This is a genomic window from Aeromonas sp. 75A, assembly GCF_051919425.1.
GTDB lineage: Bacteria > Pseudomonadota > Gammaproteobacteria > Enterobacterales > Aeromonadaceae > Aeromonas > Aeromonas veronii.
On record NZ_JBQBES010000002.1, the window covers coordinates 4,208,458 to 4,223,087 of the forward strand.

The window sequence follows — 14,630 nt, forward strand, 5'->3', positions numbered from 1 at the left end:
GCTCCCTTCTTTGTTAGCGGTAATGTGATGGCTGTTGGCTAGAACCAGAAGCCGATGATAAAGGAGCCCGCCAGGGTCAGCATCACGTTGGCCACCGCATAGGTACCGGCATATCCGAGCGCCGGAATGGAGCTGTTGGCTGCCTCGTTGACCACATCCATCGCCGGGGCACAAGTACGGGCACCTGTGATGGCACCGAGCAGCAGCGCCGGGTTCATCTTGAGCACCCAGACCCCGAAAAGATAGCCTACCAGCACCGGCAAGGTGGTCACCAGCATGCCGGAGAAGAGCACTACCGTACCCACCTCGCTGAGGTGATCCAGAATGCCGCCACCGGCTTTCAGGCCCGTACTCACCATAAAGACCGCCAGACCGAGATCCTTGGCCAATCTGAGCGCGCCGGGCGGCACATAGCCGACCGTCGGGTGGTTGGCCCGCAGGTAACCCATCAGAATGCCCGCCAGCAGCAGGCCGACGGCGTTGCCGAGACCGAATTCGATCTGACCGAACACCAGCGAAACGGAGCCGATCAGCAGACCGAGTACGAAGAAGGTGGTGAAAGCCACCAGATCTGTGGTCTGGCTGTGGATGCTGATAAAGCCGATCTTGTTGGCCAGCAGTTTGACCCGCTGTTTCTCGCCACTGATCTGCAGCACGTCGCCCTTTTGCAACATGATGTTGCGATCGAACGGCATCTCGATCTGGGAGCGCACCACCCGGTTGAGGAAGCACCCTTTCTCGGTGAGGTTGAGCTCCACCAGATGGCGGCCGACCACTGAGTCGTTTTTCACCACTATCTCTTCGGTGACGATCTGCAGGTCGAGCAGGTTGCGGTCGAACACCTCTTTACCGTTGCGATAGTTGACGTCCAGCTTCTCGTGGCTCTCGGGATAGCCCACCAGAGCGATCTCATCCCCTTCCTGAATGACGGCATCGCCATCGGGACTGGCCAGAATGCCGTTGCGGCGGATCCGCTCTACATAGCAGCCGGTGTGGGGATAGATACCGGTCTCCCGCAGGGTACGGCCACCGATCCAGGCTGCCAGCTCGGGGCCCACCCGATAGGCGCGGATGATGGGCAGGTAGGTCTTGCGACTCTCGCTGTCGGAGAGACCCCGCTCGCGGGCGATTTTTTGTGCCTCGGTATTGAGGTCGAGGCGAGCCAGTGAGGGGAGGTAGCGCACCACCAGCATCAGACCCACCAGACCCACCAGATAGGTCAGGGCGTAGCCGATGCCCATATTGTCGAGCACCGCCTGCATATCGGTCTGATGGGGCAGGTTGAGCAGACCACTGCGCAAGGCATCCTGGGCACCCACCAGCGCCGGGGTCGAGGTGAGGGAACCCGCCAGGATCCCCGCCGCCATACCCGGCCCCAGATTGAAGAACTTGGCCAGCCCCACCGTCAGCAGCAGGGCGGTCAGCAAGATCACCAGGGTCAGGGTGATGTAGTGGATGCCGTCGCGCAGGAATACGCTGAAGAAGTGAGGGCCCGCCTCGATCCCCACACAGAAGATGAACAGCATAAAGCCGACGTTTTCTGTGGTGGCAGTAAACTCGAAGCCCATCTGGCCGAACAGCAGGGCGGTAAACAGCACACCTATGGTGTTGCCAATCTGAAAGTTGCCAATTCGCACCTTGCCAAGCAGCAGGCCGAAGGCCAATACCACGAACAGCAGCAGGGAGTCGCTTTGATGTAGCAGTGTCACGAAATCTATGGTCATGCCCGGAAAAACCGAGGAAAAAAGTGGGGTCGATATTGTGCCGGATCTATCCCCAATAAAGAAGCGCAAGGGAGCGATTAATCGGACGTTATCGGACGCTATTTGTGGAGCCGGCGGCGTGATAGGGAGACAAGCGGATGAAATCTGGTAATTTTTGCTGTAACCGCCGTTGTCAATTAGTGAAATCTGCTGCCCGCGACCGAAGTGCTCTGGCGCAGGCCGATATTTTAGATTCTGCTGTTCAGCCGCTTGGCGGGGATCTGTTTCAGCAGATTCAACCGATGGCCGCCATGGTTGGCTGAGGGGCAAGTCAGCTTGATATTTTCCCGTTCGCCCACGGGAAAAGGGTTGGCAAAAAGATGCCTCTGAAAAGTGCCAATAGAGCCTGTCACCCCGCTGTTCCTGAGGGGGCTAAAAAACAGCATAAAATCAGGTTGGCCAGCAAAATGACTCTTTGCCGGGAGCCATCAAGGGCAATCCCGCGTCCTGACAGGGCTTGCTGCACTTACCCACAGAATCTGTGGATAACCCTGTTTATGAAACTTGTTCATCGCCCTGAAAGCCGCGCCAGTACTGGGATGCAAGGGCTGTTCAAAAAATACCGGAAGAAAAATGTTTGTATAAAAATCAAATAGTTAGATGCGACAGGAGAAAACTCTGTCGAGCCGGGACGGGTAACAAAAGGGAGCGTCAGCAGCAAGAAGGATCTTGTGCATTAAAATTGGCAGAGGAGGGCACTAAAGTGGATAACTTGCACCGAGATGGTGAGGAATTTGGCTCCCCCGACTGGACTTGAACCAGTGACATACGGATTAACAGTCCGCCGTTCTACCGACTGAACTACGGGGGAACATCAGGCAAGGAGGAGCATCATACAGAAGGTGTCCGGGGTGGTCAAGCCATTCGCTGGATGATGGCACGGGTGTACCGCTGCCAAACCCTCGGTTACACTGCTCCTCTGCTGTTTTGTGTCGGGAGTGTTCATGAGCAAATTGTTCAAGTTAGCCAGCCAGTTTCAACCCGCCGGGGATCAGCCCACGGCGATTGCCCAACTGCTGGATGGCATCGAGTCGGGGCTGGCCCATCAGACCCTGCTCGGGGTGACCGGTTCGGGCAAGACCTTCACCATGGCCAACGTCATCGCCACCCTGAACCGCCCGACCATGATCCTGGCTCCCAACAAGACCCTGGCCGCCCAGCTCTATGGTGAGATGAAGGAGTTCTTCCCCGACAACGCGGTGGAGTATTTCGTCTCCTACTACGACTATTACCAGCCCGAAGCCTATGTGCCGACCACCGACACCTTTATAGAGAAGGATGCCTCCATCAACGATCACATCGAGCAGATGCGATTGTCGGCCACCAAGGCGTTGCTGGAGCGGCGCGACGTGGTGATCGTTGCTTCGGTGTCGGCCATCTATGGTCTGGGGGATCCCCAAGCTTATCTGAGCATGATGTTGCACTTGAAAGTGGGGGATGTGATCAACCAGCGGGATATCCTGCGTCGCCTCGCCGAGCTGCAGTACACCCGCAACGACATGGCGTTTCAACGCGGTACCTTCCGGGTGCGCGGTGAAGTGATCGACATCTACCCTGCCGAATCGGACAAGCTGGCCCTGCGGGTAGAACTTTTTGATGAAGAGGTGGAGCGCCTCTCCCAGTTCGATCCTCTGACCGGTGCCATAGAGCAGACGGTGGTGCGTTACACCATCTACCCCAAGACTCACTACGCTACCCCGCGCGAGACCATCCTGGGGGCTATCGAGCATATCAAGGAGGAGCTGCGTAGTCGCCGCGAGCAGCTGTTGTCCCTCAACAAGCTTGTGGAAGATCAGCGCATCAGCCAGCGTACCCAGTTCGACATGGAGATGATGCAGGAGCTGGGTTACTGCTCCGGCATCGAGAACTACAGCCGCTACCTTTCCGGTCGTGCGCCGGGGGAGCCGCCGCCCACCCTGTTTGACTACCTGCCGGGGGATGGCCTGCTCATCATCGATGAGTCCCACGTCACGGTGCCGCAGATCGGCGCCATGTTCAAAGGGGACCGCTCCCGCAAGGAGACCCTGGTGGAGTACGGCTTCCGACTCCCCTCGGCGCTGGACAACCGGCCGCTCAAGTTCGACGAATTTGAAGCGCTGATGCCGCAGACGGTGTTTGTCTCGGCGACCCCGGGCCCCTACGAGCTGGAGAAGTCCGGCGGCGATGTGGTGCAGCAGGTGGTGCGCCCTACCGGCCTGCTCGATCCGGAGATCGAGGTGCGTCCGGTGACCACGCAGGTGGACGATCTGCTCTCCGAGATCCGCAAGCGGGTCGCCGTCGAGGAGCGGGTGCTGGTCACGACCCTGACCAAGCGGATGGCGGAAGACTTGACCGAGTATCTGGCGGAGCACGACGTCAAGGTGCGCTATCTCCACTCCGATATCGACACGGTCGAGCGGGTGGAGATCATCCGCGATCTGCGCCTCGGCAAGTTCGATGTACTGGTGGGCATCAACCTGCTGAGGGAAGGTCTCGACATGCCGGAGGTGTCGCTGGTGGCGATTCTGGATGCGGATAAAGAGGGCTTCCTGCGCTCGACCCGCTCGCTGATCCAGACCATCGGCCGGGCGGCGCGTAACCTCAACGGCAAGGTCATTCTCTACGGCGATACCATCACCAACTCGATGAAGGTCGCCATTGAGGAGACCGAGCGGCGCCGCGCCTTGCAGCATGCCTATAACCTCAAGCATGGCATCACCCCCAAAGGGCTCAACAAGTCCATTGGTGATGTGATGGACATGGGGGGCAGCCGCACGGCAGGTAAACCAGGCAAGGGGATGCGCAAGGCGGCCGAGCCGCAAGGGGAGTACCATGTCCGCTCTGCCAGCGAGATTGCCAAAGAGATCAAACGGATGGAGGAGCAGATGTTCCAACATGCCCGGGATCTGGAGTTCGAACGGGCGGCGGCACTGCGGGATCAGATCCAGCGGTTGCGCAGCGAGTTGATCGAATCATGAGCCGCAAACGCTGGCTGATTTGGCAACGACTGCGTCGTCTCTATCAGGGCTTTCGCCATCCCGGTACCCCCTGGTGGGCGAGGGGGCTGGTGATCCTTATCCTGCTCTATGGCATCAGTCCGGTGGATCTTATCCCCGACGTGGTGCCCTTGCTGGGTTGGTTCGATGATGTGACCCTGCTGCTGGTGTTGCTATGGGGTTGGGAGCGTTGTTTGCCCTCCGCAGTGCGCAGCGATCTGGAACAGGCCTCCTAGTTCACCTTTTCAACACGGCGCTCGGCATCTCTCTTTGTGCCCCCACCCTCGAAGGAAGCGGAAAAACGGTTTCATTTGAAGGTGGGCGCTGCGGGATGAAAAAGAGGCAGGCCCGGTGATTGTCGCCCGGATGGCATTGGCGTAGACTCCACGCCGTTCACTTTATGGGTATGGAAAAAATGGATCTGATCCTCTTTGCAATCGACTTTATTCTGCACGTAGACGTGCATTTGAAAGAGCTGTTCGAGAACTATGGCGTCTGGGTTTACGCCATCCTGTTTCTGATCATCTTCTGTGAAACCGGCTTGGTAGTGACGCCGTTCCTGCCGGGTGACTCCCTGCTGTTTGCCGCCGGTGCGCTTACCGTGGGCAGCGTGCTGGACGTCCATACCCTGGCGGTCGTGCTGATCATCGCTGCCGTGCTGGGCAACGTGGTCAACTACACCATTGGTCACTTCTTCGGCGAGCAGCTGTTCCGCAACCCGGACTCCAAAATCTTCCGCCGCGACTATCTGGAGAAGACCCATGCTTTCTACGCCAAGCATGGCGGCAAGACCATCATCATCACCCGCTTCCTGCCCATCGTGCGTACCTTTGCGCCGTTCGTGGCAGGGATGGGGGCCATGACCTATCCGCGCTTCCTGGCGTTCAACCTGGTTGGCGGCCTGCTGTGGGTACTCTCCTTCGTTTATGCCGGTCACTTCTTTGGCAATCTGCCGGTGGTGCGTCACAACTTTACCCTGCTGATCTTCGGCATCATCGGTATCTCCCTGTTGCCCATGGTAATTGGCGCGGTCAAGGCCAAGATGAGTACAGCCAAGGCATAATCAGAAATACGGTCAACCAGAACGAGAAGGGGGAGCCATAATGGCTCCCCCTTTTTATCTTCACGCGGGCATGACACTCAGTTGCAGCAGCGCCCTTTCACCAGATTGCCGATGGCCACTACGGTGAAGACCAACAGGTAAGCGGCGAAGATGACGACCAGCCACTGGGGCATGGAGTAACCGAAGAACTGCCAGGTGATCTGGGCACAATCCCCTTCTGGCATAAAGAGCCAGGGGAGCCACTGATCGAGCGGAGCCCAGCTCGGGAAGTCGGCAAACGGGCTGCAGACGTTGAACGGGGAGGGGTTAACCTGATAGTCCACATGCTTAAGGGCCAGCTGGAAGCCACGGAAGGCACTGTAGCCCCACAGCAACATGGCACTCCAGCGAACATACCACTTATCCGGCGCCACCATGCCGAGCAGACCGGCGGCCAGCACACCCAGGGTCGCCAACCGTTCGTAAACACACATCACGCACGGGGAGAGGCCCAGCACATGCTGGAAGAAGAGGGCACACAACTCGAGGAACAGGGCTGATGCTGTCAACAAGCCCCAGGCCAGCCGATGGGCGGCGATACGGCGGAGAAACTCGATCATCTAATTGATCTCTCAGAAAAAACAGTGGCTGAATTAGAGCAGAGCGGGGCAGAAAAGAAAAGGGCCCTGAAAGGGCCCTCGGAAACCATATCAATGGATTAATGCAGCGCTGGCTGTACCGCTGGCAGCGTACTCTCCATCACCAGCCATCCGTGCTGATAGAACCACTCGGTGGCAGGGCCAAGCAGCAATTCGACAGAGAAAAAGCCGATCAGCCCCAGCACCAATGTGTAGGGCAGCGCCATCCAGACCATGCGGCCATAGGAGAGACGCAGCAGCGGCGCCAATGCAGAAGTGAGCATAAACAGGAAGGCGGCCTGACCATTGGGGGTGGCGACCGACGGCAGGTTGGTACCTGTGTTGATGGCTACCGCCAGCAGATCGAACTGGGCGCGGTCGATGGCACCATTGAGCATGGCCGTCTTCACCTCATTGATGTAGACAGTGCCGACAAAGACGTTGTCACTGACCATGGAGAGCACCCCGTTGGCCAAATAGAAGAGGGCCAGCTGGTTCTCCGGTTTGGCTGCCAGTACCAGCTGGATCACCGGCTTGAACAGCTGCTGATCGATGATGACGGCGACCACGCTGAAGAAGACCGCCAGCAGGGCGGTGAAGGGGAGTGCCTCCTGGAAGGCTTTACCCAGCGAGTGCTCCTCGGTGATCCCGGTCAGGGAGGTGGCCAGCACGATAACCGAGAGGCCAATCAGGCCAACGGCTGCCAGGTGCATGGCCAGGCCGACAATCAGCCAGACCGCAATCAACGCCTGAACGATCAGCTTGGCCTTGTCTTGCGGGCTGCGTTTTGCCTCTTCGTAGCGATTGTACTCCTCCATGATGGCACGCACCGTGTCCGGCAGGCGTGCACCATAGCCAAACCAGCGGAACTGCTCTACCAGCACGCAGGTCAGCAGACCGCAGATAAAGACGGGGACGGTGACGGGTGACATGCGAATGGCAAATTCGGCGAAGTTCCAGCTGGCTTGCTCGCCGATGATGAGGTTTTGCGGCTCGCCCACCAGGGTGCAGACACCACCCAGCGCGGTACCGATGGCGGCATGCATCATCAGGCTGCGCAGGAAGGCCCGAAAATCGTCGAGATCCTGGCGATTGAGCTCGGCGACTTCCTTATCATCGGTATGGTCATGGCTGTGACCAAACTCCTTGCCGGACGAGACCTTGTGATAAATGGCATAAAAGCCGGTGGCGACGCTGATCACCACGGCAATCACGGTCAGGGCATCGAGAAAGGCTGACAGGAAGGCGGAGACCAGACAGAAGGAGAGGGAGAGCAGGATCTTGGAGCGTACGCCGATCAGCAGCTTGGTGAAGACATAGAGCAGCAGCTGCTTCATGAAATAGATGCCTGCCACCATGAACACCAGCAACAGCAGCACTTCGATATTGGCGACCAGCTCGTGCTTGACCTGATCGGCGGAGGTCATGCCGATCAACACGGCTTCGATCGCGAGCAGACCACCCGGTTGCAGGGGGTAGCATTTGAGGGCCATGGCCAGGGTGAAGATAAACTCAACGACCAGTAACCAGCCCGCAATGAAAGGATCAAGGTGGAAGGCAATCGGATTGATCACCAGAAATAGCAAGATGGCGCTTTTATACCACTGTGGTGCATTGCCCAAGAAGTTCTTGGCGAATGCCTGCCCTAGGCTTATTGGCATGATAATGGGTCTCAACTTTGTTGTTAGGATCTGCTTCTATGCAGTCAAGGATGATTCGACCTGTGCCTCCCGATGTTGGCCTTTATCTGTCTGATTCCTCGTGATTTTAATCAAAAAGCGTGACGATTATAAATGATAGCCGATGGATCTCTGCCCATGTGTCTGTTTTATAACCACCTTGTCGGGGTTGGCTGGCTCCCCTGCGGCGATTAGATACATATTCCCAACACTATATTTGCCATATGTGAGCAGAGGACTGACCTTATGCTTGCCAGCCATCATCGCTTTGATATCATTCGTCAGCCTTTTTACGCATTACAACAGAGTCAATTCATGGTTATAAAAGCGCAGAGCCCAGCTGGGTTTGCCGAGGAATACATCATCGAGTCCATCTGGAACAATCGCTTTCCTCCCGGATCTATTCTGCCCGCCGAGCGTGAATTATCCGAGTTGATCGGGGTGACGCGGACTACCTTGCGCGAAGTGCTGCAGCGACTGGCCCGTGATGGCTGGTTGACCATACAGCATGGCAAGCCGACCAAGGTGAACAATTTCTGGGAAACCTCCGGCCTCAATATTCTGGAGACGTTGGCTCGTCTGGATCAGGACAAGGTACCTGATCTGATAGCTCAGCTGCTCTCCGCCCGTACCCACATCTGCACCATCTTTATCCGCGGGGCGATCCGTCACAATCCGGAACAGGCCGCCGAGATCCTGCGTGGCGCCGATGGGGTCGAGAACAACGCCCAGGCTTATGCCGAGTTCGATTATCGCCTGCACCACCAGCTGGCGTTTGCTTCCGGCAATCCGATCTACGCTTTGATCCTGAACGGTTTCAAAGGGTTGTACAGCCGGGTTGGCAGCTACTACTTCTCCGACAAGCAGGCTCGCGAGACCGCAGATGCCTACTACAAGACCCTGCTCAATCTGGCCGAGACCAAGAACCACGAAGCCGTGTTCATGACGGTGCGTCAGTACGGTATCGAGTCCGGCAAGCTGTGGACACGCCTGCGTCAGGACATGCCAAGCGATCTGTGCGACAACTGATCCCTTGCCTGTGCTGTCCAAGAAACGCGCCATTCGGCGCGTTTTTTATTCTGGCGTGTTTGTGTCTATCCTTGATTGGCGGTGGTAATTGCTTGAACTGCATGGATATTTGGCCAAAAAGCTTGATCCAGCGCAAATGAACCCTGCATTTATCACTTTGGTGGCATAGGACCCAACCGCTGATTGAGGTCAAATGGAGGCATCAAGAGCGGAGCCAATATCCGCCAGAAGGAACACACCTTTCACCGGATGAAGGACACAACAATGAGTCTTCTTGAACACACCATCTGGACAGTACTGGGATATGGGGCCATGCCCTTTATCTTTCTGAGCGGATTCGTGGCGGTGGCAGTGACCTGTTGCATGCTGCTGAATGCGTTCGGGGTACAGTCCGCCGAGAAGTGAGTCGCTTCTCCATGCCGCCAAATGCCAGTCTTCGGACTGGCATTTGTTTTTTGTGTCTTTTAAAGCACTTATCCCGGCAGGGAAGGGGAAATCTTTGGTCAGGATGGTCGAACCTGCCGCCGATTTTGATTACACTGGCGCCCGTATTTCTCACTCACCCTTCTCTTATCAGGTGTTCAAGGTTTTCTATGGCTCTCAAGGCAACCGTATTCAAGGCCCAGATCAGTTTGTCTGATATGGATCGCAATCTGTATCAGGACTTCTCCCTCACGCTGGCGCGCCACCCCTCCGAAACCGATGAGCGGATGATGATCCGGCTGGCGGCCTTTGCCTGGCACGCCGCTGAACGACTGGAGTTCACCAAGGGATTGAGCGCCGATGACGAACCCGAGCTCTGGTGCAAGAACTACTCGGACGAAATAGAGCTCTGGATCGAGCTGGGCCAACCCGATGAAAAACGGCTCAAAAAAGCCTGCAACCGCGCCCGTCAGGTGGTGCTCTATCTCTACGGTGGTCGTGGTACAGCCGTCTGGTGGAAGCAGAACCAGGGCAAGCTGAGCCAGCATGACAACCTCAGCATCATCGAACTCTCCGACAGCCAGACTCTGCCGCTGACCGCCATGGTCGAGCGCACCATGCAGCTCACCTGCACTATCTCCGATGGTCAGCTCTGGGTCAGTAACGGAGCACTGGAAGTGACGCTGGATCCGGTGGTGCTGATGGGCAAACCGGCCCGCGAACTGTAACGGACGCAGCCCATGTTCAGCGCCTTGCTCAATATCGTCATTCCGGTGTTCGGTGTGGTCGGGCTCGGTGCACTCTACGGGCGATTGCGACCGGGGGCTGCGCTCGGTTACGTCAATCGGGCCAATATCGAGCTGTTTACCCCTGCGCTGGTCTTCTCCGCGCTGGTCAAGTATCCGCTGGCGCTGGCGGAGCATCTGCCGCTGATTGCGGCGGGGGCACTGGTTATTCTGTTACCCGGTCTGCTGCTCGCGCTGCTCAAACTCAAAGGAATTGAGCGGGCAGCGCTGATCTTGCCCGCCATGTTCCGAAATACCGGCAATCTCGGTATCCCCTTGATGGTGCTGGCGTTTGGCGAGCAGCAACTGGGGGCCATCGTGATCCTCTTTGTGCTCTCCAATCTGCTGCACTTCTCGGTCGGCATGTTTATCCTCTCGGCCAATACCTCCCGCTGGCTGTGGCTGCGAAGCCCGGTACTGTGGTCCGCGCTGGCCGGTTTGCTGGTGGCCAACTTGCACATTACGCTGCCGGAATATGTGGTGACCACGGCCTCGCTGCTCGGCCAGATCTCGGTGCCCCTGATGCTCTTTGCGCTGGGCATTCGCCTGATGGAGGGAGAACTCGATCACCTTGGCCTCGCGCTCAAGTGCAACCTGCTCTATCTGCTGGCGGGGGGATTGTCGCTGCTGCTGGCGATCTGGCTGTTGCCGCTCAAGACGGAGTGGATCCCGCTGTTGATGTTGTCTGTTTCCTTGCCCCCTGCGGTGTTGAATTACATGCTCTGCGAGCAGTATCACTGTCAGCCGGACAAGGTGGCCAGTATCGTGCTCGGCGGCAATGCCCTCTCTGTGCTGGTGATCCCGCTGGCGGTCTGGCTGGCACTTCATCTGCCCGGCTAAGTCAGATTGCATTGGTGCGGCTCTTCTCGTGGAAACGGTTCGTATCCAATCATTGCCTCCGTAATATATCTGTCGTCCCCGTATCTGGCCCCTGAGCCCCTGGCCTAACGGCGACAGCTATAGTATGAAAAAGAGCTGACTGACACTGTTCAACCAATGCCAGTGAGGGAAACCGGATGAGTACAAGTGAGCAATCTGATCCTGTTGGACAGGCAAAATCGCGCTATGACCCGGCATTGCCTACCGGTTATGACTGGCGCAGACACCGCCGTTTTATCCTCAGTGGTGGTGGTTACAAGGCGGAATGTCGCCGTCGCAACTGGTTTCTGGAGTTGCTCAATCCGGTGCCCTATGTGGTGGTGCGAGACATAGCCATCGGCGGCATCGGCATTCTTGGGGCCATACGGTTGAAAGAGGGGGATGAGCTGGTGATTACCATTCCCTCTGGCGAGAAGCTGCGCGGTCTGGTCGTGAGATCCCAGCCAGACCCACTTTTTCCCAAACTCTATCGCACCGGTATTCGTCTGCATCGTTATCCGACGGCCGAGCTGTTTGCCCGCTGGCAAAGTTACATTCAGCCGCAAGATAAAGCGGATTTCGACCATGAGTGCCAAGTCTTGAAACAGGTACGTGGTGCGTGAACCAGATGCCATTTCAGAGGTTGTTTTCCCCACATTCAGCATGATCTGTCGATGGACTTTGCGGATCAGCAGGCTTGTCTGGCCCAAGTGATTTATCTTGCTGCATGTGTTTTCATCTTTATGTTTTTATTGAATTTTATCTGTGCCTCTGAAGTCACGGAGGATACGGATCATTTTCCCTTTTCGTGATCCCCCCCGAAGTAGTTCCCCCTGATATCCCTTAGTATCTGGCCAGCATGACTCCCTTTAGGGGGAGGATAACAAGAACAAAAAGGAATGATGGATGAGATCCGTGAGCAACCAGTGTCTGTTGATGCAGATCCAGCCGACCATCTTGCGCTTTGCCAAGATGCTGGCGAGTGTGCTGCAGCTTGAGGTCGAAATTGTGGATGCCGATATGGTTCGGGTGGCTGGCACCGGGCCCTATGGCAAGTTCTTCGGACGTCAGCTGGAGGGCGACTCCCGCCTGCTGCGCTATGTGATTGATAACCAGCGGGAGAAGATCGTTACCCACACCAGTGATGATCCTGTCTGTGAAGGCTGTACCTGCAAGGAGAGCTGCCGTGAGCGCGCCTTCCTCGGGGTGCCCATCATGGTGGACGAGCGCTGCATCGGGGTGATCAGTTTGGTGGCTTTCAGCGACGAGCAGCAGGCGCGCCTCAACAACAATCTGCAGGATGTGTGCGACTATGTGCGCCACATATCCACCATCTTTGTGGCCAAGTTGCTCGATTCGCGCGGGCTGTCGGACGGGGTCAACAAGGTGTTCCTCAATCTGATGACCAACATGGATCAGGGCTGCCTGCTGCTCGATGACAAGAGTCAACTGCTCTACGCCAACGAGGCGGCGCTCCATCATCTGGGTTGCCAGCAGGAACAGCTGCAGGGGCGCGAAGTGGGGATCCGCCCGCTCACTTTCTCCCAACAGGGGCTGAGTGGTCATCTTCAGCACATCATCACCTTTGAAGGTCGTCAGGAGCTGATCATCGGCCAGCTACATCATGTGCAGGGCCAGCAGCTCTTTCTGATGGCGTTTCACCAGTCCCACTCCGGTCAGGTTCAGGAGCCGGATCCGGATGTGCGGATCGATCAGCTGATCGGCGAGAGCAAGCCGATGCGCACCCTCAAACGACTGCTGCACCGCATCGCCCAGAGTCCCTCCAGCGTGCTGATTTGTGGCGAGAGCGGCACCGGTAAAGAGGTGGTGGCCCGCGCTGTCCATCGCCTGAGTCCGCGGCAGGATAAGCCGTTCATCGCCATTAACTGTGCCGCCATTCCCGAACAACTGCTGGAGAGCGAGCTGTTTGGCTATGTGAAGGGCTCCTTTACCGGAGCTTCCAGCGGTGGCAAGCAGGGCCTGATCCAGGCGGCCCATCAGGGCACCCTGTTCCTTGACGAGATTGGTGACATGCCGCTCACCATGCAGGCCAAGCTGCTGCGGGTGCTGGAGCTGCGGGAGGTGACCCCCATCGGGGCCAGCCGACCGGTGCCGGTGGATATTCGCATCATCGCCGCCACTCACCAGCATCTCGATCAATACATCGCCGAGGGGAAGTTTCGTGAAGATCTCTACTACCGCATCAACGTTATCCCCCTCAACCTGCCGCCGCTGCGGGAGCGGGAAGGGGACGTGGAGCTGCTGACCCACTACTTCCTCAACCTGCACACCAGCCGCATTGGCATTGTCTATCCTGGTTTGGCTCCCGAGGTGATGGCGCTGCTCAAGGGGTATCGCTGGCCGGGCAACGTCCGCGAGCTCAGCAACCTCATCGAATATCTGGTCAACGTCAGCCAGGCGGGCGAGGTGATTGACGCCAGCCTGCTGCCCCCCAACATCATCCGCAATCAGGAGCCCCATCGCATCACCGCCCAGTCGATCCCGGTGACCAACCTGGATGCGGCGTTCAATGTGCCTGCCACCGCTCCGCTCGCCGCCATGCCGGAGAAGCTGCCAGAATCCGTCCCGGGTGAGAGCGGCCTTGAGAGCATGGAGAAACAGATGATAGAAGAGACCCTGCAGCGGCTCGGCAACAAGAAACTGGCCGCACAGGCGCTGGGGATTGGGATTGCTACCCTCTATCGCAAGATAAAGAAGTACGAGATTGCCGTGCAGAGCTGAGGTGCTGGCGGCATCGATCTGGCCCGTGTCGTTTATCGGATGGCACGGGTTTTTTTATGGGAACAAGGCTCTGCGCCATTGACAAACTATGCTGAACGGATTGGCGGGGCAGGGGATTGGTTGGATGGCAGAATGCAAAAGGCCCGCTCGATGAGCAGGCTTTTTTAATCTGGTGCGTCCTAGTGGATTCGAACCACCGACCCCCACCATGTCAAGGTGATGCTCTAACCAGCTGAGCTAAGGACGCAGGGTGCGCAATGCGGCTTTTATTTCTTTATGCAGAAGTGGTGGGTTTAATTGGATTCGAACCAACGACCCCTACCATGTCAAGGTAGTGCTCTAACCAACTGAGCTATAAACCCACATCTGGAATAACTGCAAAGTATTTAAACTGAATGGTGCGTCCTAGTGGATTCGAACCACCGACCCCCACCATGTCAAGGTGATGCTCTAACCAGCTGAGCTAAGGACGCATAATCAGTGTTCTGTAATGGTGCGTCCTAGTGGATTCGAACCACCGACCCCCACCATGTCAAGGTGGTGCTCTAACCAGCTGAGCTAAGGACGCATCACAGAAAAAGTGGTGGGTTTAATTGGATTCGAACCAACGACCCCTACCATGTCAAGGTAGTGCTCTAACCAACTGAGCTATAAACCCACTTTCTATCACTTCACTACGCCAGCGCTGCTGACGTG

General features: G+C 57.1%; 13 protein-coding genes and 6 tRNA genes. 10 read left to right on the top strand and 9 right to left on the bottom strand.

Annotated elements, in window-relative coordinates:
• Positions 1-38: 38 nt before the first annotated feature.
• Positions 39-1,724: an aspartate:alanine antiporter gene (locus ACTG2T_RS19500; RefSeq protein ID WP_019445829.1), complete on the bottom strand. Its 1,686-nt coding sequence runs from the start codon at positions 1,722-1,724 to the stop codon at positions 39-41.
• 137 nt (positions 1,725-1,861) lie between these two features.
• Here ACTG2T_RS19500 and ACTG2T_RS19505 point away from each other — a divergent pair, with 137 nt between their 5' ends.
• Complete coding sequence (locus ACTG2T_RS19505; RefSeq protein WP_181224028.1) at positions 1,862-2,026, top strand: hypothetical protein; 165 nt, start codon at positions 1,862-1,864, stop codon at positions 2,024-2,026.
• A gap of 472 nt (positions 2,027-2,498) precedes the next feature.
• Here the strand turns inward: ACTG2T_RS19505 and ACTG2T_RS19510 are convergent.
• Positions 2,499-2,574 (bottom strand) — tRNA-Asn (locus ACTG2T_RS19510).
• Positions 2,575-2,707: 133 nt separating this feature from the next.
• Here ACTG2T_RS19510 and uvrB point away from each other — a divergent pair.
• The 3 genes from uvrB to ACTG2T_RS19525 all read left to right on the top strand — a co-directional run bounded on the left by uvrB (position 2,708) and on the right by ACTG2T_RS19525 (position 5,801).
• Positions 2,708-4,720, top strand: coding sequence for an excinuclease ABC subunit UvrB (gene uvrB / locus ACTG2T_RS19515; protein WP_330124637.1), 2,013 nt, complete (start codon positions 2,708-2,710; stop codon positions 4,718-4,720).
• A complete protein-coding gene (locus tag ACTG2T_RS19520; protein WP_213388687.1) occupies positions 4,717-4,974 on the top strand; it encodes a YkvA family protein in 258 nt (85 codons plus the stop codon). The genes uvrB and ACTG2T_RS19520 overlap by 4 nt, the downstream gene beginning before the upstream one ends.
• A 179-nt stretch (positions 4,975-5,153) precedes the next feature.
• Positions 5,154-5,801, top strand: a complete 648-nt coding sequence (locus tag ACTG2T_RS19525) for a DedA family protein (RefSeq protein ID WP_019445832.1) — start codon at positions 5,154-5,156, stop codon at positions 5,799-5,801.
• A gap of 77 nt (positions 5,802-5,878) precedes the next feature.
• Here ACTG2T_RS19525 and dsbB read toward each other — a convergent pair whose 3' ends face one another.
• Both dsbB and nhaB read right to left on the bottom strand, forming a co-directional pair.
• A complete protein-coding gene (gene dsbB, locus ACTG2T_RS19530) occupies positions 5,879-6,400 on the bottom strand; it encodes a disulfide bond formation protein DsbB (protein WP_139734721.1) in 522 nt (173 codons plus the stop codon).
• A 98-nt stretch (positions 6,401-6,498) separates the two neighbouring features.
• Positions 6,499-8,079 carry a Na(+)/H(+) antiporter NhaB gene (gene nhaB / locus ACTG2T_RS19535; RefSeq protein WP_120414355.1) on the bottom strand — a complete coding sequence of 527 codons (1,581 nt, stop codon included), beginning with the start codon at positions 8,077-8,079 and terminating at the stop codon, positions 6,499-6,501.
• 333 nt (positions 8,080-8,412) lie between these two features.
• On the opposite strand from nhaB, the gene fadR reads away from it, so the two are divergent.
• The 6 genes from fadR to ACTG2T_RS19565 all read left to right on the top strand — a co-directional run bounded on the left by fadR (position 8,413) and on the right by ACTG2T_RS19565 (position 13,934).
• Positions 8,413-9,126: a fatty acid metabolism transcriptional regulator FadR gene (fadR, locus tag ACTG2T_RS19540; RefSeq protein ID WP_026034983.1), complete on the top strand. Its 714-nt coding sequence runs from the start codon at positions 8,413-8,415 to the stop codon at positions 9,124-9,126.
• A 264-nt stretch (positions 9,127-9,390) separates the two neighbouring features.
• On the top strand, positions 9,391-9,531 hold the full coding sequence (locus ACTG2T_RS19545) for a TIGR02808 family protein (protein ID WP_005345965.1): 141 nt from the start codon (positions 9,391-9,393) through the stop codon (positions 9,529-9,531).
• Positions 9,532-9,719: 188 nt separating this feature from the next.
• Positions 9,720-10,277: a YaeQ family protein gene (locus ACTG2T_RS19550; RefSeq protein ID WP_005352343.1), complete on the top strand. Its 558-nt coding sequence runs from the start codon at positions 9,720-9,722 to the stop codon at positions 10,275-10,277.
• Positions 10,278-10,289: 12 nt separating this feature from the next.
• Positions 10,290-11,174, top strand: coding sequence for an AEC family transporter (locus ACTG2T_RS19555; protein WP_330124638.1), 885 nt, complete (start codon positions 10,290-10,292; stop codon positions 11,172-11,174).
• 176 nt (positions 11,175-11,350) lie between these two features.
• Positions 11,351-11,815, top strand: a complete 465-nt coding sequence (locus ACTG2T_RS19560; protein WP_330124639.1) for a hypothetical protein — start codon at positions 11,351-11,353, stop codon at positions 11,813-11,815.
• Positions 11,816-12,098: 283 nt separating this feature from the next.
• On the top strand, positions 12,099-13,934 hold the full coding sequence (locus tag ACTG2T_RS19565) for a sigma 54-interacting transcriptional regulator (protein WP_330124640.1): 1,836 nt from the start codon (positions 12,099-12,101) through the stop codon (positions 13,932-13,934).
• Between the two features lie 170 nt (positions 13,935-14,104).
• Here the strand turns inward: ACTG2T_RS19565 and ACTG2T_RS19570 are convergent.
• The 5 genes from ACTG2T_RS19570 to ACTG2T_RS19590 form a co-directional block, all read right to left on the bottom strand.
• Positions 14,105-14,181, bottom strand: a tRNA-Val gene (locus ACTG2T_RS19570).
• Positions 14,182-14,219: 38 nt separating this feature from the next.
• Positions 14,220-14,296: transfer RNA gene (locus ACTG2T_RS19575), tRNA-Val, on the bottom strand.
• A gap of 34 nt (positions 14,297-14,330) precedes the next feature.
• Positions 14,331-14,407, bottom strand: a tRNA-Val gene (locus ACTG2T_RS19580).
• Between the two features lie 18 nt (positions 14,408-14,425).
• A tRNA-Val gene (locus ACTG2T_RS19585) sits at positions 14,426-14,502 on the bottom strand.
• Between the two features lie 13 nt (positions 14,503-14,515).
• Positions 14,516-14,592 (bottom strand) — tRNA-Val (locus tag ACTG2T_RS19590).
• Between the last annotated feature and the right edge of the window lie 38 nt (positions 14,593-14,630).

Bases quoted from the DNA above. Each gene is read 5' to 3' on its own strand.
- ACTG2T_RS19545 (WP_005345965.1), top strand. From the start codon at position 9,391: ATGAGTCTTCTTGAACACACCATCTGGACAGTACTGGGATATGGGGCC.
- ACTG2T_RS19550 (WP_005352343.1), top strand. From the start codon at position 9,720: ATGGCTCTCAAGGCAACCGTATTCAAGGCCCAGATCAGTTTGTCTGAT.
- uvrB (WP_330124637.1), top strand. From the start codon at position 2,708: ATGAGCAAATTGTTCAAGTTAGCCAGCCAGTTTCAACCCGCCGGGGAT.
- dsbB (WP_139734721.1), bottom strand. From the start codon at position 6,400: ATGATCGAGTTTCTCCGCCGTATCGCCGCCCATCGGCTGGCCTGGGGC.
- ACTG2T_RS19555 (WP_330124638.1), top strand. From the start codon at position 10,290: ATGTTCAGCGCCTTGCTCAATATCGTCATTCCGGTGTTCGGTGTGGTC.
- ACTG2T_RS19505 (WP_181224028.1), top strand. From the start codon at position 1,862: ATGAAATCTGGTAATTTTTGCTGTAACCGCCGTTGTCAATTAGTGAAA.
- ACTG2T_RS19500 (WP_019445829.1), bottom strand. From the start codon at position 1,724: ATGACCATAGATTTCGTGACACTGCTACATCAAAGCGACTCCCTGCTG.
- ACTG2T_RS19565 (WP_330124640.1), top strand. From the start codon at position 12,099: ATGAGATCCGTGAGCAACCAGTGTCTGTTGATGCAGATCCAGCCGACC.
- ACTG2T_RS19560 (WP_330124639.1), top strand. From the start codon at position 11,351: ATGAGTACAAGTGAGCAATCTGATCCTGTTGGACAGGCAAAATCGCGC.
- fadR (WP_026034983.1), top strand. From the start codon at position 8,413: ATGGTTATAAAAGCGCAGAGCCCAGCTGGGTTTGCCGAGGAATACATC.
- nhaB (WP_120414355.1), bottom strand. From the start codon at position 8,079: ATGCCAATAAGCCTAGGGCAGGCATTCGCCAAGAACTTCTTGGGCAAT.
- ACTG2T_RS19525 (WP_019445832.1), top strand. From the start codon at position 5,154: ATGGATCTGATCCTCTTTGCAATCGACTTTATTCTGCACGTAGACGTG.
- ACTG2T_RS19520 (WP_213388687.1), top strand. From the start codon at position 4,717: ATGAGCCGCAAACGCTGGCTGATTTGGCAACGACTGCGTCGTCTCTAT.